The 22,181-nt window shown below is 56.9% G+C and carries 16 protein-coding genes and 2 pseudogenes; 7 read left to right on the top strand and 11 right to left on the bottom strand.

Going from position 1 to position 22,181, the window contains the following annotated elements:
• From tnpA to NCT03_RS32540, 7 genes are all read right to left on the bottom strand, one after another.
• The coding region (gene tnpA, locus NCT03_RS32570) for an IS66-like element accessory protein TnpA (RefSeq protein ID WP_250495419.1) at positions 1 to 420 on the bottom strand (420 nt) is incomplete at its 3' end.
• Positions 421 to 464: 44 nt separating this feature from the next.
• Positions 465 to 1,118 (bottom strand): Tle-like phospholipase domain-containing protein, encoded by a 654-nt coding sequence (locus NCT03_RS32565; RefSeq protein ID WP_250495418.1) that lies wholly within the window; start codon positions 1,116 to 1,118, stop codon positions 465 to 467.
• Positions 1,119 to 1,530: 412 nt separating this feature from the next.
• Positions 1,531 to 2,592 carry a M48 family metalloprotease gene (locus NCT03_RS32560; RefSeq protein ID WP_250495417.1) on the bottom strand — a complete coding sequence of 354 codons (1,062 nt, stop codon included), beginning with the start codon at positions 2,590 to 2,592 and terminating at the stop codon, positions 1,531 to 1,533.
• Positions 2,564 to 3,682: a phage exclusion protein Lit family protein gene (locus NCT03_RS32555; protein ID WP_250495416.1), complete on the bottom strand. Its 1,119-nt coding sequence runs from the start codon at positions 3,680 to 3,682 to the stop codon at positions 2,564 to 2,566. Before NCT03_RS32555 ends, NCT03_RS32560 begins: the two co-directional genes overlap by 29 nt.
• A 10-nt stretch (positions 3,683 to 3,692) precedes the next feature.
• Entirely contained in the window at positions 3,693 to 4,052 is a 360-nt protein-coding gene (locus tag NCT03_RS32550; protein WP_250495415.1) for a hypothetical protein, read from the bottom strand.
• An 868-nt stretch (positions 4,053 to 4,920) separates the two neighbouring features.
• A complete protein-coding gene (locus NCT03_RS32545; RefSeq protein ID WP_250495414.1) occupies positions 4,921 to 6,612 on the bottom strand; it encodes a hypothetical protein in 1,692 nt (563 codons plus the stop codon).
• A gap of 74 nt (positions 6,613 to 6,686) precedes the next feature.
• Complete coding sequence (locus tag NCT03_RS32540) at positions 6,687 to 9,272, bottom strand: phospholipase D-like domain-containing protein (RefSeq protein ID WP_250495413.1); 2,586 nt, start codon at positions 9,270 to 9,272, stop codon at positions 6,687 to 6,689.
• A gap of 25 nt (positions 9,273 to 9,297) precedes the next feature.
• Here NCT03_RS32540 and NCT03_RS34465 point away from each other — a divergent pair, with 25 nt between their 5' ends.
• Positions 9,298 to 9,741 carry a ProQ/FINO family protein gene (locus NCT03_RS34465; RefSeq protein ID WP_502800454.1) on the top strand — a complete coding sequence of 148 codons (444 nt, stop codon included), beginning with the start codon at positions 9,298 to 9,300 and terminating at the stop codon, positions 9,739 to 9,741.
• A 56-nt stretch (positions 9,742 to 9,797) separates the two neighbouring features.
• Here the strand turns inward: NCT03_RS34465 and NCT03_RS32530 are convergent, their stop codons facing one another.
• Positions 9,798 to 12,506, bottom strand: coding sequence for a DUF2726 domain-containing protein (locus NCT03_RS32530; protein WP_250495412.1), 2,709 nt, complete (start codon positions 12,504 to 12,506; stop codon positions 9,798 to 9,800).
• 111 nt (positions 12,507 to 12,617) lie between these two features.
• Here NCT03_RS32530 and NCT03_RS32525 point away from each other — a divergent pair.
• A pseudogene (locus NCT03_RS32525) lies at positions 12,618 to 12,920 on the top strand (DJ-1/PfpI family protein); the annotation flags it as partial.
• A gap of 94 nt (positions 12,921 to 13,014) precedes the next feature.
• On the opposite strand, the pseudogene NCT03_RS32520 reads toward NCT03_RS32525, so the two are convergent.
• A pseudogene (locus NCT03_RS32520) lies at positions 13,015 to 13,329 on the bottom strand (glucose-6-phosphate dehydrogenase); the annotation flags it as partial.
• A gap of 262 nt (positions 13,330 to 13,591) precedes the next feature.
• Between NCT03_RS32520 and NCT03_RS32515 the strand changes: the two are divergent.
• Together NCT03_RS32515 and NCT03_RS32510 are read left to right on the top strand one after the other, a co-directional pair.
• Positions 13,592 to 14,578 (top strand): LacI family DNA-binding transcriptional regulator, encoded by a 987-nt coding sequence (locus tag NCT03_RS32515; protein WP_350030206.1) that lies wholly within the window; start codon positions 13,592 to 13,594, stop codon positions 14,576 to 14,578.
• A 723-nt stretch (positions 14,579 to 15,301) separates the two neighbouring features.
• Positions 15,302 to 15,766: a hypothetical protein gene (locus NCT03_RS32510; RefSeq protein WP_250495410.1), complete on the top strand. Its 465-nt coding sequence runs from the start codon at positions 15,302 to 15,304 to the stop codon at positions 15,764 to 15,766.
• Positions 15,767 to 15,936: 170 nt separating this feature from the next.
• Here the strand turns inward: NCT03_RS32510 and NCT03_RS32505 are convergent, their stop codons facing one another.
• A complete protein-coding gene (locus NCT03_RS32505; protein ID WP_250495409.1) occupies positions 15,937 to 17,364 on the bottom strand; it encodes a hypothetical protein in 1,428 nt (475 codons plus the stop codon).
• 627 nt (positions 17,365 to 17,991) lie between these two features.
• Here NCT03_RS32505 and NCT03_RS32500 point away from each other — a divergent pair.
• The 3 genes from NCT03_RS32500 to NCT03_RS32490 all read left to right on the top strand — a co-directional run bounded on the left by NCT03_RS32500 (position 17,992) and on the right by NCT03_RS32490 (position 21,526).
• The gene (locus tag NCT03_RS32500) at positions 17,992 to 19,572 is read left to right on the top strand and encodes a hypothetical protein (protein ID WP_250495408.1); all 1,581 of its coding nucleotides are present in this window, start codon (positions 17,992 to 17,994) and stop codon (positions 19,570 to 19,572) included.
• 201 nt (positions 19,573 to 19,773) lie between these two features.
• Complete coding sequence (locus NCT03_RS32495; RefSeq protein WP_250495407.1) at positions 19,774 to 20,268, top strand: hypothetical protein; 495 nt, start codon at positions 19,774 to 19,776, stop codon at positions 20,266 to 20,268.
• A gap of 475 nt (positions 20,269 to 20,743) precedes the next feature.
• Positions 20,744 to 21,526, top strand: coding sequence for an 8-oxoguanine DNA glycosylase (locus NCT03_RS32490; protein WP_250495406.1), 783 nt, complete (start codon positions 20,744 to 20,746; stop codon positions 21,524 to 21,526).
• Positions 21,527 to 21,542: 16 nt separating this feature from the next.
• On the opposite strand, the gene NCT03_RS32485 is transcribed toward NCT03_RS32490, so the two are convergent.
• Entirely contained in the window at positions 21,543 to 22,022 is a 480-nt protein-coding gene (locus NCT03_RS32485; RefSeq protein ID WP_250495405.1) for a nitroreductase family protein, read from the bottom strand.
• Positions 22,023 to 22,181 lie beyond the last annotated feature (159 nt).

The raw sequence follows: 22,181 nt of genomic DNA, 5'->3' as shown, positions 1-22,181 counted from the left end.
CAACGGCGCATCATTGTCGGTGCATTCAAACCGGAGTGTGACGCCGTTGGGCATCTGCACCATCAACCGCGCCGAAGGGGGCGACGACGTCCTTGCTGCGGGGGTGTGGCGGTGTGCCTTCGTGGATGCGGGCGCAACCACCGCTTCGTGACTTTCGACTTCGACTACTGGAACGAAAGCTGTGCCAGTCGGCGTCGGCTTTAGGGACGTGCCAGCCAGTCGCTGCTGATGCAGCTTGATCCACTTGCGCAGCAAGTTGGCGTTGACGCCATGCTTGAGTGCGAGTCCGGCGACCGAAGCGCTCGGCTCAAGACACGCTTCCACCAACTTCTGTTTCGTTTGCCGGTCATATCTGCGCTTGCCGTCCCGACCAACGTTGACGACCTTCAACCCGGTCGTTCCTGAGTGCTCTTCTGTCATGAAAGGTGTCCACTGATTCGAAACAGTGGACATAGCCTGCACGCTCAGATCAAAGAGTTCCAGACGTCCATTTCTGCGCGCTTACTATGTACGAAGCGTAGGTGCGTGAGTATCTCGTAAGACTCGTAGAACCTATAGATTCGCGCCTCCGGCATCACCGAGAGGCATGAGCACGCTTTCGCATAGGTGCCATTCGAGGGCGTATCCGCGTGTGCTGTTACCGGGCTGGGGTCAAAAGCGTAGGCTTGGATAATGTCGTCAGGCAGCGCGTAGAGGACATGCTGGGCCAAGCCTCCACCTAGCGAGTGACCTGCCGTGAAGAATCTCACCTTGATTCCATCCGCCGGCATTCCCCGGCCGGTCGTAAAATAAGCTATCACCCGCCGGGTCTGCTGTACCGCCTCTTCATATTGATTCCGCTCGGTAAACCAGTGCGTGAACCAATACAGATTGCCGTATACCCAGTCGTTCGTGTTGTCATTGTCCGTGCCTCGGAAGACGATGACGACATCGAGAGTGCCTGAGCCTTGATGTTTCCATACATGGTACGAAAAACCGATGTCGTCTTGACAATATCCCGGCACGGCAATTTCAGCTACTGGGCTCCAAGGGCCGCCGAAAGAGGTCCCCTCCAGCACCGCGTGAAGCGACTTCAACGCGTCTAGCTCTTTCGTAGAAGCTTCATCATCGGGTTTCAATGGCTTTGCACCGGGACATGTGTCTGACTCCTCGTAAGCAAGCGCGGACATAGCTGCTTACGGCGAAACGAGCCGCTGCAGCATGGCTATCTTCAAAAATCATCCTGACACGAGACGAGCGAATTCGGCCAACGTCCTTTCCGAGCACTGTTTCACCGTCCTCAGTGCAGTCCGTTACGGCAAAATTCGTGCAACTGCAGAGAGACGCGAGGAGAGTCAGTCCGCCCAACGTTCGCAACCAAAAGACCGAACGTACATGTGAAATGGTCATTTCGTGCTCCCCGCTTCGAGGTTGCCAGAGGTCGAATAGCAGTACGGACCGGAAACAGGTCCGCGTCCACTGAGGACGGTCTTCCAATGATGCACAAACCACGAGCGCGGCACGACCGAACGGTCAAATTAGTCGATAGCACTACAGGCTAGGAAGGAGCAACTTCCGAATTGCGCTCGAACGCTCGGTCCAGTACGCAAAGAAGTCGCGTCCCTCTTGCGACAGTTGGGGCCCGAAAATCTCTCGAAGAATCTTGAGGCGCGTCAGTGGTGGTGGATGCGTTTTGGATGTGAGCAAGTCGTCGCGACGACCGACGCGCATGGCGAGGTCAAGCAGGTCCATCATGATGAGAGGCGCGTGGTCAATCTGAGGACCGAAGGGCATCATCTTGCGTATCTCAAGCTCGAGCGGCATGAGGCTGAGGAATCGCTGAAACCCAAACTTATCCGCTTCGACTTCGTCGTTGCGGTCATACTCTGAATAGATGATTTCAGCACTGCCATCCAGCGCGGAACCCCGCACGTGTTCCGCGGCTGCAAGATGGCCGAGCATCACATGACCCATCTCATGCAAGAACGTCCAGGTGAAGCCTGCGTGGGCAATCCCAATCGCGAAATTGCTGATTTCAAGGTCGGCGACCAGCGCTCTAGCCATGTCCGTGCCGCTCGGACCTAGCTCAGGCTGATTTAGGGCCCACGAAACTCCGGCCTTTGACACGAGGCTCCGACCGAAATCTTCAAGTTCGCTCGGGCCATCCGCCCAAAGTAGCACGCCGAACACTGCGGCGGCTATCAAGCTCCATAGTCCCTCCGACATTACGACGACCGATTGTTCAAGCTTGCTCGAGCGGACCACGAAGGGATTCGCTTTCCATAACAGGGGAGCTTGGACCACCAAAGGCATCTCTTCAGGGGACGTGTCGTGGCGTAATGCAAGCTTCCATACTTCGTAAAGCATAGCTTCGTGCCCTTCCATGACACGACGAACCTCGGTCGGCTCGGGAATACTGCCGTCTCCGTTTGTCACCCACAATCGGGTCGCGTCGCGTAGATAGTCGTCGATATCCTTCTCGGATGACGGGACCATGGTGGGATAGCCTGCCTTACGGAGAGTGGCCCGTGCCACGTCGCTCAGCAACCCTCCGAACATCGTTCCCATCGAGGGAGCGTTGCCATCAGGCGTGATTTCCGGCGCGAGCATCATCGCCCTCCTGACGGGCGTCCAAGATTAACAGGGCATCGCTAATAGGGCGCCAGTCGAACTGAGAATGGGCTCCGACGAAACGCTTCAAAGCATCGAGGCCCGTCTTCGCCGAACCTGCGGCTGAGTCTTTCCAGAGCCGTTCGCCAAACTTTATTGCAGCATTCAGTGCAGTTTGACCAACATCGTAGCCTTGAGCCACGCCGGCGTAGCTTTGCATTGCCTGCAGCCGATTGACTGATAGCGGATGTTCTCGTTTGTTCCTGTGTTGGAGCGTATCGACGCAGGTGTACAGTTGAAGAAGCAGACACGAGGCGTGAGTCAAGGTCAGTCGGAAATTGTGCGAGACGGCGTCGAGGGCGAATCTGTCGGCAAACAACTCCTCGGTCTTCCGTTCGTCAAGGTTCTCTGGAACTGTGAACTCCCACTGAACATCGTCCGCATTAACGCCGCGCTCAAGCAGCGCTCGTCGATAGCGCACGTGCCCTAGCTCATGGAGGAGGACAAACATCAAGCCTGCCTCGAGGAGCACATCGGCTCGATGCCTGGTGGCCGCGTCCAGTCGAGATGCAAAATTCGGAACTTTTCCACCATCTAGGTGGCAGAGCACGGCGCTCGCATTGATGAACGCGCACATTCTCTTGAAGAGTTGACAGACGTACCTGAAGCGCTCTTCGCCAAGGGCGCTCTCGACCTTCGCTGAATGTTCAATTCGCTCTAGAGCAGACTGCAGTCGGCCAGCGATACTGCACAGCCTGAGCGCTTCGACGAGTCCGAGGCTGACCACAACAGCGAAACTGTCTCTCAACGGATAGACCGCGGCAACGCTGCCGGGAATCGGCAAAAACAGGAACTGGACTTCCGCGTCGTTGTAGGGAGATGGCCCCAGAACCCGTTTTGCTTGAGCCCTTCGCTCTTCCAGAAAAGCTGTCGACAGGGCGGCAAGGTCAGCTCGCGAAACGCCGCAATGAGCGAGCCGAACTCGCAAGCCCGCTTCGCCGGCTGAAACTGCACCCTTGGCGATATTCGCGTCCCAGGCGGCGTCCAGTCCGTCGATAATTTCGTCAACAGCGTGTTCGACCACCGCGTGCACAGCGGCTTCGCTATTGGACAGACGGGCGAGCAGCCGCCTTCAGCTTCGCTTCGAGTTGCGCCTTGTCCTCTACATCTTTCGCCGTGAGAGAAATGTCATTCGCAACACACTTCGCCGACGGGCTTGCCTTGAGGGCATCGTATATCGCGTTCCCAATAACTCCGTTCGCAACATTGAGGGAAAAGAGCAGGACTGCAGTAACGATTTTGTCGCCCTTTACAGCGGACAGTTCGGACGCGCAGTCTATGTCATCAAACGAAATGTCGTCTTGCTTTATGCTTCTCAAAACAGCGAGAAGTGCCTCCGCCTCCGACGCGCTGGGCGTCATAAACGAGAATTCGACCATCTGCTGAGAAGGCTGAGAAGACATATGCGCGACCTCAGGTGATACGGCAATTTCAGTTGGGATTTGTCTTTTGACGAAAAGCGCGTGACAGCGACTACTGACCATTCCACGGCCCGAAAGTACTTTCGTATAGTCGGCAGGCGAGTCATAGAAGTCAAGCCGAACTCTACAAAATTTGGTGGACGGTTTCCTCGTATCATTCCGGCCTCCGCCCTCGAGCGACCATCATCACCGACCGTAAGACCACGCAACGCACCAGCGACAGTTGTGTCGCGGCGGTAAATACTGGACCTACACTGTCCCTGGCGCCCTTCGTGTAGACCTGACTGCTCTCAAGGTCGGCGAGTTTTCCGAGCGCAGAGCAAATCGAGCAAATCTGCTCGAAGCGCCACGCAAAGCTCGGGTAAAGCGAAACCGACATCCAGACATCCAATCTCAAACGAGTCGACGAGCGCAATAGCTTTCTCGGCGGCGCATGGTCGATAGAAATGGACGGAGATGTAGAGGGTACAAGGGGATACGGCATCAACGCCGCTCAGCACAATGAGCACGAGGAAAGCATGTACTTTTTCCGGACTGCACAAAGGCACCGGTCACCTGCTGCCAAACCCTCGAACCGACATATTGGACATCGGCACAGGAAGCGGTCGAGATGCAGCAGCACTTGGAAACTTGGTCACAGAGTTGTCGCGGTAGGTCGCTCAATGTGTTCCGCCATACCGGGGACTGTGCGGTCGAGTTCCTGAAGAACGTGTCGCATAGCATTGCACAAACCTGCACTAATGCCGCGAAATGTCGCATTCCGTCACAGAACCACACTTCTTGTCGCGTTGGCTCACAGTTTCTAAGACGTTGCCTGCCCCGACAGTGCGGAGCGGTCGGGGCTTAAAGCTCAGCTCGTCTGCATTTCGAGCGTCGAGGTCTGCAATCGCTCGCGACCGACGTCCGTCAGCTTGAATTGGTCCTCCTCTCCAGGCGAGCCTTGTTGCTCCAAAATGCCTGCACGTGCGAGCAGGTTCAACGCACGCTGCAAGCGGTCGGCAAGAATGTCGACGCTGGCCAGTTCGCGCTGATGATGCAGGTCTCGCTCGAGTCCGTCGTCGCCCATCACGATACGAAAGCGGTCGCGGGGATTGCGGTCCCACTCGGAGCGCTCTCTCACGACGCGAAAATGCAGATTGATGACGTACGTTTCGACCACGTGGGCAACGAGGTCTACGACCGGAGCATCACAGAACTCCTCAACCAGATTGGATAGCAAAGCCGGACTGAGCCGGTCCCCATCGAGCGATGCCTTGAATTCCGGTACATCCGCCCAATGCTCAACGTCCATCGCGCAATAGACCAACGCCTCGTAAGCAAGGGCGCTGGCCGCCTGAGCACGCGTGCGAGCATCGTCGTTTCGCTCGCCCGGTCTTGCCTTGACGGACCATGCCGCCTTATAGAGCTGCTCGATGCGCACGGCTAAGCTGAGCGGGGCCACCTGCATTCCGCTGCGATACAGCAGCGGCTCATCAGGGAGCCGCAGGGACGTGAGCCGGTCTACCGTGTCACCCACTGATGCATCTACGCCTCGTAGCTGACGGGCCGCGCGTGCGCCGATGGCTGCGGCGATTTCCCTGATGTCTCGCGAGCTATCCGTGAGCACCGCATCGTGAATCTCAAACTCGGCCAACCGCAGGAACGTTTCCAGCGCGAGTTTGATGTACTGGCGAGACTGCAACGACGCCCAGTATCCAGAGCTTTCTCGTAGGTCGTCAATGCCGAGGATGCCGCCCGCCGGAGTGCGCTGGCTGCCCATTACGTGACGGACAACGTCCACGGGCACGAATCCGTCAGCTTCAACGAACTCTTTCTCGGAAGCGTCAATTGCCCGAAGCGCGAGCAAGATGCCGTCATGTCGATGCTTCCAGCGAGGTGCGTTCAGCGGAGTGTGCCCGGGCGGCGGGAAGTACTGGGCGAGAAACGCTTCGCGCTCCCCTTCAGTCGCTTCTCGAACGTTGAGTACAGGGTCCCAGAGCGAGCGTACCTTGGTGCGCGTGGTCACGACATCGGTTGGGTCGGCGAGCCATGCACCAAGAGGGTGTCCCGACTTGTCGAGCATGGCCTGGAATGCTTTCGCTAGCGCAGCGCCAGCCGGCAGAAGCGCCCACGTGGACGCGTTATCAGGATTCGCTACGAGGAACCCTAGCCCAGCAACCGCGCTGGGGCGATACTCAGGCGCTGTCAGGAAATGAGGCCCCGCATCAAATGTGACGCCCGGCTTGCCGACAAGCTCCCGCTGCTCGTAGTTGACTATAGTGTCAAAGCGAAGCTTGACCTCTTTGTCTTCCTCGTCGTCTTTTGGCCACTCCCTGAACCGCCCCGGCATACCTCGCACGCCGTGCAACACGTTAGCCCACGAAAGCAGAAGCTCCATCTTCTGCATGCCGCGGGTCGCGATTTCTTTTGCCTCTGCCGCCGTTGCACCACGCTCCACTGCGACTGCGTCGATACGCGCAACCATCCACGCGAGTGCGCTGTAGACGCGAATGTACTGTGCCGTGTTGTTGATGCCCGGAAAGACCGAACGGTACAAAGCCATGTTGACAGCTTGCGTGCCCAGAGAGTCCAACGCGAGTGCAGATGCGACGCGAGCTGAAAAAACGGGGCCGTTTATCATTGCGTCACCCCAAATTTGACATCACACGGAAGGACCGCCTTTAGCCCGACGATGCTGAGACCCAAGAACACGGCCTTGTTGCAGCGAACATGAACCGCGGCCCGAGAAGCCCGAAGAGCAGAGAGCTCAATCGCCCCTTCAAACGGTTCGTTGCAGGCAGGGCATCGAAATCCGATGTCCGCTGCAGCTACCACGCCGAAACGACGGTGGTCATATTTGCTTGGAGTCTTCGACTTGTACTTTGCCAGCGCCTTGATGACAGGAGCATAGGCCTCCGGCAGTAGGGGCATCGCGCCTCCAACAAAGACCGCCGCAATGAGGGATTCCAGCGACTCGGTCGGAGCGATTGCGCCCAAAATGGACGGCGCTGCAGACAGAATGGCCTCCCGTTCCTCCGCCGGCAACTGCGCAATGCGAACAAACGGGTGCGTGGTGAACGCTCGCTCAACTTTGAGGTGCCACGCCTCGGCGTCGGGCAGCTCTTTAGCCAGCGTCCGGACCGCCTCCTTGGCCCGCCCGCGCACAGCCTCCTTTCCTTCGTCGGAGGCAAGCCAGACAGCGCAGCACGCCATCGCACAAAACGCCGGCAGCAGGTTACGACGGTTAGATTCGCTGTATGCGAACACGCTAAATCGCGCAAGCCAGCTATTCAGTCCGAAGGCGAGGTCGTTCCCGACGAAATATTGATTCTCGGTCAGCTTGAAGCTGTCGCGACGGCCGAACGCCCGTTTCAGCGCTTCACTGGCGGAGAGCTGAACAACGCCTGCAAGCAACGGGTGAGTGGCGTCTCGAGCCAGCCCGTCGGGCAGCGCCTGCAGCATCGCTGCCTCTGCGCTCTCCTTATCGGCATCACTGGCGCCGCCGTTTGCTGTGTTGCCAGCGTCCCGGTCGTCCTCCGGCTCGTTGTCGTTATCCAGTCCGGGCTGGTCGAACTCGTCACCCTTGTTCATAAGAAGCTCGAGGTTCCCGTCGCTTTTCTTCTTCGGGAAAACAACATCACCGTTCAAGTGCCGGAAGGCGGCCGTCAGGCACTGCATTTCGAGCGGGTTAGACGCGCCGAGGTCGCCGAAGTCATCTGTGTTCCATGACTTGTACGGAACATTAGCGACCGCCTTGTCAGCAGGCGGCTTGCCCTCAGTGCTGTCGTTCGCTTCGGCTTTACGCGGTACCGGCGCCCGCTTCAACCCCTGTTTGAGCACGTCGTAGATTGCCCACAAGTCGGACGCCGTGGCGCGGCCTGCTGAGACACGAGCTGCAGCGCGCGAGTAGTCCTTCTCACGCGGCGTAAGCCTCAACTCCGCCTCGACATTGAGCCACCCGCGGGCGATGAAATCGCCGGCAGTAAGCTCCACCATGCGCGCACCGGTCCAGTCAGCGTTCAGATGCACGTTCCTGAGAACGAAAGCCCCTTCTCCGTCGACCGACACCGATTCGTCCACCTCATGCCGCGCCGCACAGGAGATTTGCAATCGCGCGACTGCAGCGGGCGGCACTGGTGAGACCGTGCCTCGTACTGTGCCATCCGGTTGTAACTGCGCGTCGAGCGCCGGAACTCGCGGCGCCATCTCAGCCGCCTCGAAGCGGCACGGCTCAAAGCCCTTAGGCTCCTCTTCTGTCCACTCGAACGGGCTGACCTCAAGCCTGCGGATAAGCCCGACCTCGACGTTGCCTTTGCTGTAAAGGCTTTGCTCCGTCGCGTTGACCGAGCCTGTCATGACGACACAGCCTTTACCGGACACCGCTACGAAAATCTTCGCGTGTGCGAACCGGCTTTCGCGATTCTGCGGGACGACGAAAACCGTTCCTTCCGGGAGGCTCTGCCGGTCGGCGTCAAAAGGTGCGATGCACTTCGATGCGCTCATGCCGATACGCAGCGACTCTGCCTGCAATTCTTCCTTGAGGAGCGTGACCGACAGCCCTTCGGGGTCGTGATACGGCGAGAGCACGGTCAGCTGGTTGACCGGTACGATATCCGCGCACCGGGCTGCAAACTGGTCTGCGGCTGTCGAATCCAAGGTGTGAACCAGCCAGACCCGTGCATTTTCAAGCGCTTCGGGCGGCGCCGCGGCGGCCGCAGCTTCGGCTCGACTCGCGTACTGTGCCAGCACCCGCCGGGTCTCCATCGCCAGCCCCTCTCTGCCTGCAAACTCTCGGAAAAACCGCCCGAGTTGCTGGAAAACGAAGGGATGCTCGTTCGAGTTCACTGCATCCAGGACTTCCAGATTGCTGCCTTGCCCGGCGAATGTGAGGTTCCCACTGCCGACAACCAGCACATCGCCCTTCGACTCACCGCCAGCGGTGTCGCGCTCGAGATAGGCCAGCTTCGGATGAAAAAACCCACCGGACTTCATGAAGACCGGGATGACGCGATACGCGTTTCCGGCGTACTGACTCGAAGACTCTGCGGTCGAGCGCGCAGAGTGCCGCGAATCGACCAGAACATCGATGCTTTCGCAGCCGCCAAGGCGGAGCACAGGGAAACAAAACCCCTCGAACCACCCCGGTCCGAAGGTGAATGACGTCAGCAATGCGCGCTTCGGGCGAATCTCGTCGAGAATCGCCAACAATCTGGTCTGCTCCACGGCCCTTCCCCCGCATTTTTGAGTCTTGTTCTCGTCAGATGATTTTAAACATCCACTACGCCACAGTCACTTGAATTTCTTGGGCTGCGCGATTCGCGGACAGGGCACTGCCACAGCCGACCAAAGGAAAAAGCAGGAAGTCTGTACGCCGCGCAGATACGAGCCAGAACGCTCCGGTCGACGCAGTCGTGCTCACAATCGGCAACTTCAACGCAGGTATCCGAAAGCGTTCCCTAAGAGCCCTGAACCGAAGGTTCCTCTGAAGGTCGGCGGATTGCAGGACCTACTTGCATGCTCAACTGAACCCGGCCTCACCGAAAAGGAAATCCGAGATGCAATGAAGACGTGGTGGGCTCTACTTCGTCAACCTGGAGTGCCTCCTCGGTTCAGACTCGCTGCCAGGTTGCCCAGTAACTCCAGCCGAGAAAGCTCGCGGGCCCGCGTCCAGCGCCTTTTGCGCGACAAATAGCCGTCGCAGTAGCGGCCAACTACTTCCGTCAAGCTGCCGGCCGTCTTTGCCAGCGCTTATCCGCCTTTGTCCTCATGAAAATGGTTTCCCGGCCGCTGGGTCAGGGTCAACGAGCGAATCAGCGAAACCGCCTGCTCATGTCCCGGCAAATCCTGACGGACTTGATTGAGCAGCTCATCGAGGTGCTCCGCCACCTGCCCACGAATCACCTCGGGCGACGGATTTCCGGCCGGGCGCAGTCTGAGCAGAGGCAGCCCGCCCGCCTGAAAAATACGGTCCTTCTTGTCATCCCGCACGAGTTGCTTCTCCGTGTCGTGATAAACGCTGTCGACCTCGATGGCGAGCAACGGCAGGTAGGTCGTGCTGGACACCACGACGACATCCACACTTGCCATCAGGTAGTACGAGAAGTCCTCGCTCGTGACGAGTTCCTTCATGCGGTCGAAGCTGAACACGCTCTGCAAGGAACAGTTTGGAAACACGAGGTGGTTTGGGCACAGCTGCAGGAGCGCCTGATAAATCGTGTGCTCCCGGTCGCTGTTGAACAACTGCTTGACCGCAGAGGAGCTGCCGCCGGCATGGATAATCCTGCCGACAAGCGCGTGCCGCGACTCCTGCGCGATGAGCGGAGCAATGTGCCGGTTCACCTGCCAACCGGTTTTCGTCTCGAACACCATTCCTTCGCTGACGAGGCGGCGATAGTGGTGCTCGGCCCACTCCCCCGTCATCCCCGCATAGGAACCCAGCTCGTCAAAGCCGCTGTAGTTCTTGATGGTGCAAAGCACGGAAAGGATTTTTCGCGCTTGCGGCTTCAGAGCAGGCCACCGGTTCACAGCCGTACGCGCAAACTGGTCGTTCCGGTCGAAAACACCCAGGCGCTCAACAATTTGACGCAGCAAAGCGGCCGCGAAATTCTTGTCCCCTAAAACAGTCCGGTGGTCCAGCACTGCCTGCTCCAACTCCCGGAGTATGTCCGCCGACGGCGCCCGGTCGATGAGCCCGCGAGACTCCTCATGCGCCTGCGCTACTGTTTCCCGTTCGATGTAGAGCAGGTTTTGTCCTAAAGCCGACTTCCAGTTGCCAGCAAGCTCGTCCAGGTGCGATACCAGCATCGGTCGGGCATCGGCCAACGCGTCCCGACACACAAGCGCACAGCGATAGAGCAGAGAATCTGCCACCGGCCCCTCATGACAACGATGCAGCAAGTCGAAAACTGGCCCCACAAGAGAAAGCCACACCTTAAGATGGGTCAGGCCCATCTCGGCCTCGACTCCGCTAAGTGCAAGAACTTCGGCTCCAAGGCGCGCCGTCATCGCCGCATCGACCGGCTCGTCCAGTCCGGACGAGTAGTCATGAACCGATTCGAAAGCGGACTGGTTGCCCTCAACGTACCGGCGAAGCGACTGCACAGCGAAGAACAATCTTTCCGCCGCACTTGGCGCCACGTCGGCCATCATGGTCGTGAACGAAAGCGACCGCTCCGCCAGCCAGTCGACCCGGGCAAGGGCTGGAGTGTCGCTCGACAGCTGAATCGTGTCGTAAGCCCGGCTTGCTTCCAGTGCCTCGCGTAACGCGAAGAGCTCGTCGACGAACGGAAACCCTCGAGCCGCATGCTCAGCAAGTCGACGCACGAGGTCTGCGCGAGACGGAAGATGCAACCCGCAATCCATGTCGTCGACCCCGCTTTCCTGCTGAACCAGCAGAAACTGCCCGAAGCAATCTTCACGTTCTTCCATATGGACTTGCGACAAGAGTTCCACACCCCTGACGAAGTAACGCTCCGCTTGGTCGGGCTCAGCCACCATCGCTCGGACCAGTTGCCTGATTCCATTGCAGAGAAGATTGCCTAGGTCCTCAGGATATCGTGCGTCCAGTTTCGCCCAACCGCCGGCGGTCGTTCCCGCAGTTGCAATCAAAAAAGCCCAAGCTCGCGGCGTCGGGCAATTGCCCCAGCCCTGTCGCGGCTGGAAGCGCGTCTCACCCTGCCGCGGTGCTGGCTCCGGAAGCGACCGTATCTGGTCGGCGAGCCACTCAGCTTCGTCGGGGCTCACAGTTCTGGCCAGCCAATCCAGCTTGAATATTTTTGCCTGCAACGCAACGTCAACATCGTCAAACCGATTCTCATTGGCAACGACAGCATCACAAGCGTCCATGAAAATAGCCGAAAGGTCAGGAAGCGCAGCCAGGATTTCCTCGTCTTCCTGCGTCCGGTCCTCCTCCCAATCTTCGTCTGAGCGTATCGTCAACCACTCGACTGCTCGCCGCATTTCTCGCAGGAGCCCCACCCTTGGCGACACCGGGAACACGGACAACAGCGCGAGAAGCGAGCGATTGGCTCCGACGATGGTGTATCGGTCCATCGCCAGATAATGGTAGAACGCAACGGTCTCGTGAAAGCGTGGGTCAAGCGAACGCAGTTCCTCGTAAGTCGCGAGCAACGCGGCCGGGTCGAAGTCTCGGTTGGGGTCGCGTGCAGCATCAGGATGGACCATTCCGCCCGCGCGGCAATGCAACAGATGCACCCTCGCCGCCTGCTGTTCATGCGCGGGAAAAGCAGACAGGGGCATAGCAGAGAGGCTCAGCAGCCCTTGCCAGTCGCGTTCGTCGGAGAGCCGGTCTGACTCGGCAATCAGTTCTTTGACGCTGACGAGCGTCACTGCGGCGGCCATCCGCTGTTCGCCTGTTCGCTGTTCGCCGATGCGCTGTTCACCTGTCATCGGCTGGAGTTTTTTGTGCGAAGACGATTTCTTTTTCGCTCTGGTCAAAGCCCTGCTCCATTCTTTTTCGAGTCTTCAGATGATAGCGCGAAGGAATCACGCGAAATCACGTGAACGTTCACGAAAAAGGCTCGATTTTGCACACGGTCCGAATCACACATGCGTGACACCGGCTTGGGTGTGCACTGCGAAGCTAGTCTCCGTCCGCCCATGAAATCGCAACCCACCCGGTGCCAACAGTCGGTCAGCCGTCTTTCTGGCGCGCTCCTTTCGCACCATCGCACATTCTGCGTTGAGTCACAGGTCCCGGTCGTCGGACTGTGTACCGGTCAATTTGTCCTCGCCGAGCTCGGCTATCTGGACGGAAAGCAATGCGCGGTCCATTTTTCCCTCGCGCAGACGATGCAGAGTCATTTCCCGAAGATATCGCCGGTCACGGACAAGCCTGTCGTGGTCGATGGCGGATTCATTACATGCCCCGGGGGTCTGGCTGCAATTAACCTGGCAATGCACTTGGTCAATGCGAACTGCGGCAACACTCGTTCGCATAACTCGAGACGCAATCTCGAAGACGACCGAAGTCAGCTGCGTTGTTCACGTCCAGCCTTACATAGTCGAGGCGGGCAAGGAAAGACTTCCATGCCTCTTCGTCCGGTCGCTCTTTTCCAATATGCGGCTTGACGCTCTCCTCGACCCACTCAAGATAGCCGTTCAAGTCATCAACGTGGCGCGCCACGCCAACAATAGTGCCGTGCTCGTTCAGAAGACCAGCGCAATGCGCCTCAAACAGCGCCGGCAATATCTTGCGCATAGCTAAGTCGCCGGTGCCACCGAATAAAACAAATGTGAATGTTGAATCGCGCTCGAGCATGGGAAAGAAGGAATGAACGTCGTTTGCGTCCTCGTACAAGCAGGCGCGACAGGACCGACACGCGGTTGTGAACAATGCGGGCCAGAACGTTTACGCGTCCGCGTCCAACCTGCGATAGGTGTACGAAAATGTATTCGTTTGCATTGTCGTACATCATCGAAGTAGACACCAGTTCCGCATAAATCTCGATGTCGGCAGAGGCGGCCGTACGTCATGAAAGAAAAACGATAGACTTGTCACAGTCATACATTTCCTTACAATCGTGCCCGCCTCCATCGAAGATGTCGCTCGCCACGCAGGAGTTTCGACGGCCACTGTGTCGCGCGTGCTCAATGGCGTCGACCTTGTACGGCCAGAAACAAAATCGAAAGTCGAAAAATCCATCGCAGCGCTCGGCTACCGAGTCAGCGAGTCTGCGAGAAGCCTGAGGACGTCTAGCAGGCGGCAGATTTTGGTCTTGGTCCCCGACTTCTCAAATCCCTATTACGGAGAGATTGTCCGAGGCATCGAATCGGTAGCGCGCGAGCATGGGTATCATGTGCTGCTGTCAGAGACGCGTACCGAAGGTGCTCGAAAACGCGCATATGTGGAGTTGCTTCAGCAACAACTCGCTGATGGTGTCGTTTGCCTGGACCCGGTCACTATTCGCCGGCTGGCGGCAGATGGGATTGTCAGCTTCCCATGGGTCGCATGCTCGGAGTTTCTTCCCGACGCGGATATCCCCTACGTCAGCATCGACCATCGTCAAGCCGCGAAAGACGCGGTGCTCTATCTTCTTTCTCGCGGCCACAGAAACATTGGCTTCGTGAACAGCGATGAGCGATTCATATACGCTCAGCAACGCCGGGCAGGATACGAGGATGCGCTCAAAGAGGCTGGCGTGGACGCTCGCGCTGACTATATTCAATCGGTCGGCGGCGTTGACTACCCGCTCGGTGAACTTGCCGCTCGACGCCTGCTCGCGCTCGAGCCGCGCCCAACAGCCATCTTTGCTGTGTCGGATACTTTGGCGATTGGAGTGATGAAGGCATCATTTCGCGCGGGCCTGAAGGTCCCACACGACGTCGCGGTGGTCGGATTCGACGATGTGCCTGTTGCCGAAATGTTTGAGCCATCTATCACGACCCTCGCGCAACCCATGTACTCGTTGGGACAACGGGCATTCTCGTTGCTGCTCCAACGAATCAAAGGCGAATCAACAACGTCGGAGATATTGCCTCACCGCATGGTGTTGAGGGAGTCGGCTTAGGTCTCGGCCATGGAAATTGTCCGCGTGGTAGATAGCGACATCAACGGTCCCAACTCGCAGTAAGATAGTCTCGATGCCGTCTTAGCCGCATATATGTGAATTAAGAGTTATCTACGCCGAGTCGTCGCCAGACCAACTAGAAAATAAGATGAGCCGGACTGAAGAGACATTCCGGATGCGATGCTTGAATTCCGACGAGTTGGCCAAGTGGGAGCAACGAACCCACCACCTTTCTCATCGTTCGGCGCTCGTAGTCATCGTGGCTGTTATTTTGCTCGTAGCGATTCAGTCCACTGCGCGGGGTGCTCGCCCGCCTTCAATTCTTGAGTATCTTGCTTTCTCCTTGATAGTGGGCGGCTGCGTCGGCCTTGTCAGTCGATTTCTCGTACCTTCTCTTAGTCCACGCTGGTATCGGCCGCTGGATGCACACGGGCGCGAACAACTTGAGGCCTTGTGTAACACCAATCCTCAGTTGTACCTTTACTGTAAGGCCGTGTACGCGAACGACAGGCCAGTAACTCAAGGTGAGTTTAGAAGGATGACACGCTGGGCCTCGCGTCATGAGGTAACCAAAGCAATGGCGTCGAGGAAGAGCTAACAACTTGATTCGATGGCGTCACCCAAATCCCAAGTCTAAGTGCCACTTTTAGTAGGTGCGACCGGGACAAAATCTGTTACCGTCTCGCCTGAGTAGAGTTAGCGCCCTTCAATGAAACTCACGCTATGAGCGACGAAAGAACGTTGGTCCCCCAAGACGGTGAATACTTCCACGCCATTGGCCTGGCCGCCGTTGCATTTGCACGTCTCGAATGGGACGCTGTCTGGTGCTGTGAGCGGCTCGACCCTGGCTACATCAACACCATCGAGCAAAAAAAGAAAACTGCAGGGACAATTGCTGGCGACCTCGTCGGCTTCTTCGAAAGAATCGATAATGTTCACCTCAAAGCGAAGGTAGTGCCGTTTGCTCAAGAGTTTGCTGCTGTGGTCGTGGAGCGAAACGGACTACTGCACGGCAAGCCTGCCACTGCTCCGAATGGTGACCAACGGCTCTTTCGTCATGGAGAGGAATGGTCCGTCTCGAAGGTACAAGCGTTTGCGGACCGCTGCGTGGTTGCAGGAACACCACTCAACGCCCTGCTTTACGCCGAATTTACGGAGCCGTGCCAAATCGCCCTTCGTGCGAAATAACATCGATTAAAGACGTTTTATGAAGGCAAAATTGCGACAGTTGAGTACCGCAATCTTGCCCTGAGCCTGCCAACAACTGTTACCCATCTCCGAAGCTGCACTTGAATTTTGGTACGGCTCCCGATGTCTACCGGCTCCACGCCTTGGGACAGGGCGCAAGGGCAAATGGACTAGCAGGTCTCCGCCCGCCCCGAAAAGCGCTCCGTCAGTTCATCACAGAACGGCATGTAGGTTTCCACGAGGCGCGCCGGCTGCTGTTGCAGTTGGTACGGCTCCAATTCGAGAAGTTGCGCAGGAGTGAAGAGGCGGCTGACAGGGTCTTGCTGCCTCGCAGAGTAATCTGCGAAGAAGGAAGCGAAAGTGCATTGCCCCAACCGGACCGCCTCAGCAAGCTTGTCTAAGTGGTCCACACTCAAAATATAGACCGGATGTTCTGCCTTGCGCTCATGGGACCGCTCGTCAAACAGATGGTCCGCTTCAGCTACGTACAAGTCGCCGTACGTGACCGTTACCCTGTGGATTGACGCGAAGAGCAAGCTTTTCTCAACAAAGCGCCCGGTATTCCTCAGCTGTTCGGCAGCTTTGACGATTGTGGATTTGAGCTTCGATTTGTAGGTGCGCACAGACGCAGAGGCCGGGAAAGTATGCGCGAGTGCCTTGTTCTTTACCTCGAGAAGCGTTATCGCGTTATCTTCAACGATTGCATAATCGCAGCAACCACCTTCGACGTTAAAACGCCGCCTCACCGCATTTTCATCTAGCACCTCGGCACGGGTACTCGCTAGGGAACTTCCAACGTAGACTTCGAACATATCTTCGAACGTTCGTCGCGCCTGCGCATCGGCGCTTGCACCGACGATATCACTCAACGCGAATTCCAGATGTCGGTCAAGGCCGCAACGTCCCCAGAAGAACCACTGTCCGTTGTAGGTGGTGAACGGCGAGCGGTAAAGAAGATTGGGTTGGAACCACTCATCCGGGTGCGGTTCGCTCATCTGCATCGCGGTGGCCTCTCGCGGCACCAGCAGCGTCTGAAAAAAACGCGTCACCGTCTCCTGGCCGAAGATGCGCACGAGCTCGCCTCGATACTTCGCGCTGAACACGCGAGAAATATCTTGTCCGGCATTCACGCGAAACAACCCCGCCATCGCTAGGTAGTCTTTCGGCGGCATCTGCAACGTACTCTCAAGGAGTTGATACAAACGGGAATATTTGTCGAGCTGGTTGAGGAGGTCGATTTGCCTTCCGAACGGCCCAATTTCCTGCCCTCTTTGATGCGGGAGCTGCGCGAGCAACATAGCTCGGAGTGACAAACGCAAAGGATTATCCGGCGAGAACCACTGAAACTCCGAATCCATTCCGCTCCAAGCCATGTTTAGGACCTTGTTCAAGTCAGTTGCTTGCATTGGCTTGTCGCCATACGCAAGAACCTCATCTCGAAGCACCCAGAGGACCAGCCGTTCGGCCACCCACGGCGCCTGCACTCGAGCAGAATCTTGCTTCTGCGCTTCATGGATATGCGAGGAGAGCTGGCGTAAGACACTTGCGTAAGCAAACTTGCGCATTCTGTTTTCGAATTGGTCGAATTGCGTCGGCATATGCCATAAAGCCTCTCTCAAATACTTATATCTTCTATCAACTCAATAGACGTTCGCGGCGTCTCGACAGCTTCGGTCACCGACATCTCGTTGATACCGCAAGTTTGGAATGCCGCAGGTTCGACATCCCACTTGAACGTTATCCGACCATCGTTCGCATTGCGGAGAACGCCAAGAGCTTGGACGCGTTCAATTACGCTGAGCCCCCGAGCCGCAGAGCGGTTCGGCTTCCAACTGTCAACGTCAAGAACGGCCGTCTGCACGGTCGGTGTTCGATGGACGCTAACATGAATATGTGCGTCACCGTACGCATCCGTCTTGCGCAATCTCCCTTGTTTTCTATTATCACTATGCCACGCGCAGGTATGCCATCACTTGTTATTGCATCCTCCGATTTGAACCCCGCACCAAATCGTCGCTTGCAACACCTCACCCCAATCTTGGTAAGAGGAAGGTATGCCGTCAAATGCGCGAATCTGTGTCTTTGCAGTGACAGCAGGTCTCCTCCTCGGAGCCTGCACTCAGTTGCGGGTATACAAAATAAATCCAGATACACCGACTGCCTCGTTACCGGTGTCTGCATTTCCTTATGCTCTACCCACAGCGCGGGTGCAAATAGCAGTCACCGTGACCCTCACCGGTTGCGGAAATGTGCCTCGGGTAGGCCACAACTCGTTGAAGGTCAGCGTGAGCGCGATACCGGCTCTGGTGGTACAGGCCGACCCTCAAGAAAGATATTTTGTTGACTATTCGGAACTGCAGAAATTCTGGAAATCAACTGACTTCACCTTGAACACAGACGACAACGACATCCTGCAGTCGGTCAACACCGAAGCTTCGGACCAGACGTTGCAAATTGCGGGGGCAACGTTGCAGTCTGCTGCACAAATAGCAGGTGCTGTATTCACTGGCGGCGTTTCGGTGCCGGTTGTACAAGCAGCGAAATCTAAAAAACAAAACAATTACGTTCAGCTGTCCATCGAACAAAATAAAACCTTGAGTCCAGAGCTTGCGGAGTATCTTAGAAACGCGAAGAAGGAATCGTCTGGCAAGAAGGGCGAGCCCCGTAATGCCGCGCCGAAGCGGGTCAAAGAACCACTAAACGACACCGCATGTACAGATGACGCATTCAAGAGCTGGCTCGACGTGCAAACCCAAGCAAAGGCACTTAAGGATTCGAAGAAAACCGATACTCCGGCGTCAGGCGTAAGCGCAGCAAGCCAGCCTGCAGACGCAGGAATTACAGCAGCGGCAAACTCTTTGGTGCAGGCAACGAAAGCGATATCCGCAACATTTATTATCGAACCGAAGCTGCGTCGCGACCAGTTCGTCCCGAACACTTTAGATAACGATAACGACGACCTGATATATCGGGAGCAGGTGGATGTCGTTGATATGGCAGGACGAATAGCAGAAGTCGGCGCACTCGCTCAAGCGAAATATGTGGGTAAAGGATGGGTCTCTATCAACGAGGCCCGGCCCCATCTGATTGGGACACAAATCGCGTTTGAGCTTCGACTAAGACGATGGTCGGTGGGAGATGCCGCATCCGACGCCACATCGACCGCCGGCGTTGGTCCAGGCGAAGCGATGCCCGATGGCACCACGCGATTCGAAGGTCTTGTAGTTCGCTCGCCAGCGTATGGGTCCTTGAAAGTCTGTGTTGACGTTTGCGGCTACGATGTAGACCACACGGGCATCCGTATTGTCCCTCGTCGGGATAAGACAGATAATAACTACGTAATGCCAACGTCAATACAGAAACCCTATCAGGTGGTAGCGGACCGACCGTTTCTGGAACAGGCGATAGTTCAGGAAACGAGCATCGCCTTACCTCAATTCGGCAAGAAAATACGTATGCCTCTGCACAACAAGATTGGCCAAGATGGGACATTGCAGATATCCGTCGCGTCAAACGGCTCACTTAATCTGCTCGCATTTAGAAACAACTCCAACGTCGCATCGGGAATTTCATCGATTGGAAGCGCTGGTACCGCTTACTCAACGGCCATCTCCAACAAGGATACAGCGATTGCTGCTCGGAACACTGCACTTAACTCCGGCATTACTTACTCGACTGGACTCTACACGCTCGGCGCAGACCAAGCGGGTGTGTCAGACCAAATTCTTAAGTCGCAGGCTGATTGCTTAGCCCAGCAGAGCACAATTATCAAAGCTGGGGGCACTCCGAAGGCTGATTGCGATTAGGTCGATAGCGTTTGCAATCGACCTTGACCGCCTTCGATTTTTGCTAAAGCCGGGAGAGGGGGCACGCGAGAGCTACTTCCACCAAGTTGACTGTCCTCTCCGACCAAATGAGCCGGCTTGGGTAAAAGCATACATGTCAGGTCCCACGCCATCTGCCAAAGGTGTCTCGCTTCGCCACCCCCTCTCTTTCATGGAGACAGAGTGACTCAGTTCAGGAAAAGAAAGGTGGTACGGGAACAGGCGGTGATTCCGTTGAGCGCGTATTTGCCGTGGTACACGAGGCTCGTTCAACGTACCGCAATAACGATTGCCGGAACGTACCTCGTTTTCACTGCAGTATCGGCGCTTTGGGTCGCCCCTTGCCGCTTCCCAATTTTGCTTGCCTATGTCACGGCTGGATGGGTCATCGGCCCACCAATTTGGTTTTACTTCGAGTCCTTCTGGATACTGCGAAAGGATTATGAGGTCACCAGCGACAAAGGCAGGCTCGACGTGCTTGAAGGAGGGTCGAAATATGCTGCGGCGGTCTGGCTCGCGGTGTCTACCTCACTGGCAGCGTTCATGGCAAGTGACTACTTCAAAAAACCTGAGTACGAGTGCCAATTTCAATCGCTAATCCAGTGGCCATTTCCTGACACGCCCTACAAGCCGAGTACTCAGGACCAACCTCTACAGAAGAAGTTACGGAAGATTTGAGAATCCTAATGCATTCAGGTGCTCGGTCGCAACCGTTAAGAACTGCATGGCCCAAGGGATAGCGCATCATCCCCTCGCCCCTGTACTGTGCTTTGCTGCAGGCAACAGCAACACGGGTGCAGTAGCGCCAACAAGCCGTTTGCGCCATCACGCCAACATCTTCAACGGATAGCTGCTTCTAATTCGAAGCTGTTTTCATGACTGTTGACCCTCAATAGGACCCTCGCCGTCTGCTACGTACCGATAATCTAGACCGAAATCGTTCAAGCATCGTACTGCTCGAACGATTTCAAGGATAGGTGGCGGCCATGGGACGGTCGCGAAGCTGTCTTCCGGGCTGTGACTATAATCCAGTGCAGTTCGCTGCTTTCTCCCGCGAACCATCGGCTGGACTGATGTATCATGCGACGCCTCGCTGATTGACCCATCCGCGCGCGCCACAATCGTTAGACGAGCACCATACCCGATGCAGACCATGTACGCCCACATCGCGGGAGAGCTCCGCGAACTGACCCTTCCACCCATTACCCAAGAGGTACTGCCTGGGATTCCGTGGGGTGCGTTCGACGAGTTGATGACCCCGGCATACTGGCGCGGCCAGGCATGGCAGCACACGGAATCTGGCACTTTTTGTGACTTCCGACTCGGCCGCTCCTTGATTGAAGAGGTTGCAGCGTGCTTGCTTGGTGGATGGGGAATGCCCGCAGAGCTAGCTTTGGCAGCTTACGCTCGCGTTCGGGAGAAAAACCTATTGCGACCTGGCGTGACGGCCACCGAGCTTGAGGAGGCCCTCGGCGAGCCATTCGCCCTAGGTGCAACTACGCGCAAGTATCGGTTTGCGCGCCAGAAGTCGAAATACCTGAGCGGTTGCCTTCAGCAATTGAGCGACTTCACCCCACCCGAGGACGATATTGCGTTTAGGGACCGGCTCAATCAGTTGCCAGGCATCGGCCTCAAAACAGCCTCGTGGATTGTTCGCAACATGCGACCAACAAGCGAAGTCGCCATTCTTGATATCCATATCTTGCGCGTTGGTCGGCATCTCGGATTGTTCCCAGAGGACTGGCGGCCTGAAACGCACTACCGACAGCTCGAAGCTAGCTTCATCAAGTTTGCCCGAGCAATAGAGGTTTCAGCAGCGACGCTGGATGGCCTTATGTGGGACCACATGCGCCAGCTATCCGTCATCTTGAGAAAGGAACGTACGACGGGCGAACAGCTCGACCTATTTTCAAGCGGCCCAGTCAGCGTGCATTGAAACGGCAGCATGCATGTCAATCGCTTTGAAGCGGTAGCCCGACCACCGCCCCCCCAACTGCAAGCAGTTGCTCATGCTTCGGCAACGCGTCGACGACCTCGTTTCCAAGAATGCCGAGCGGACTGAAACCGAGACCAAAATACTCTGCCGCGAGCGCAAGTGTCTGCAGCATCGCACCAGCGTCGCGCAAGATGAGCGATTCGCCGTTCTTATAGGCTACCTTTGGTCGCCCCATGTCGGCGATAAGTGCCATAAACGCACCGTCGGCTCGTGGTAGAAGAAATCGGCATCTGCCTACCCAATTCGAGCGCTCTTCTGACGGGAATGTCAGCTCGTCCAATGTGCAAGACTCGACATTCACTCTAAACACTGCCGAGCCATCGAAAAGCACCACCGAGATGGGATGCAGTGCTCCAGCCGAAAGAGCAGGACGACGACTGCGACGCAACATATCGCCCTGCTGCCAAAAGCGAGGCGTAAGGGCGAATTGAAACATGCTGGTCAGTGTATCGAGAGGTGCACGGGCAAGAGCGCGGGGGGGGGGGGGGGGGGGGGGGGGGGGGGGGGCGCCGCGGGGGGGGCGGGGGGGGGGGGGGGGGGGGTGTTTGAATATATTTTTTATTTCATCTAAATAAAATAAATCTGTTTCATGTCG

The sequence above is a fragment of the Caballeronia sp. GAWG1-1 genome (genome assembly GCF_023631465.1).
Classification (GTDB): Bacteria; Pseudomonadota; Gammaproteobacteria; order Burkholderiales; family Burkholderiaceae; genus Caballeronia.
The sequence above is the reverse complement of the archived record's forward strand: the minus strand, read 5'-3'. Positions and strand labels throughout refer to the sequence as shown.

What these genes read in the sequence shown, in the direction of transcription:
- NCT03_RS32560 (WP_250495417.1), bottom strand. Translation starts at nt 2,592, where the DNA reads ATGATGCTCGCGCCGGAAATCACGCCTGATGGCAACGCTCCCTCGATG.
- NCT03_RS32550 (WP_250495415.1), bottom strand. Translation starts at nt 4,052, where the DNA reads ATGTCTTCTCAGCCTTCTCAGCAGATGGTCGAATTCTCGTTTATGACG.
- NCT03_RS32545 (WP_250495414.1), bottom strand. Translation starts at nt 6,612, where the DNA reads ATGGCTTTGTACCGTTCGGTCTTTCCGGGCATCAACAACACGGCACAG.
- NCT03_RS32510 (WP_250495410.1), top strand. Translation starts at nt 15,302, where the DNA reads ATGAGCGACGAAAGAACGTTGGTCCCCCAAGACGGTGAATACTTCCAC.
- NCT03_RS32505 (WP_250495409.1), bottom strand. Translation starts at nt 17,364, where the DNA reads ATGCCGACGCAATTCGACCAATTCGAAAACAGAATGCGCAAGTTTGCT.
- NCT03_RS32490 (WP_250495406.1), top strand. Translation starts at nt 20,744, where the DNA reads ATGTACGCCCACATCGCGGGAGAGCTCCGCGAACTGACCCTTCCACCC.
- NCT03_RS32485 (WP_250495405.1), bottom strand. Translation starts at nt 22,022, where the DNA reads ATGTTTCAATTCGCCCTTACGCCTCGCTTTTGGCAGCAGGGCGATATG.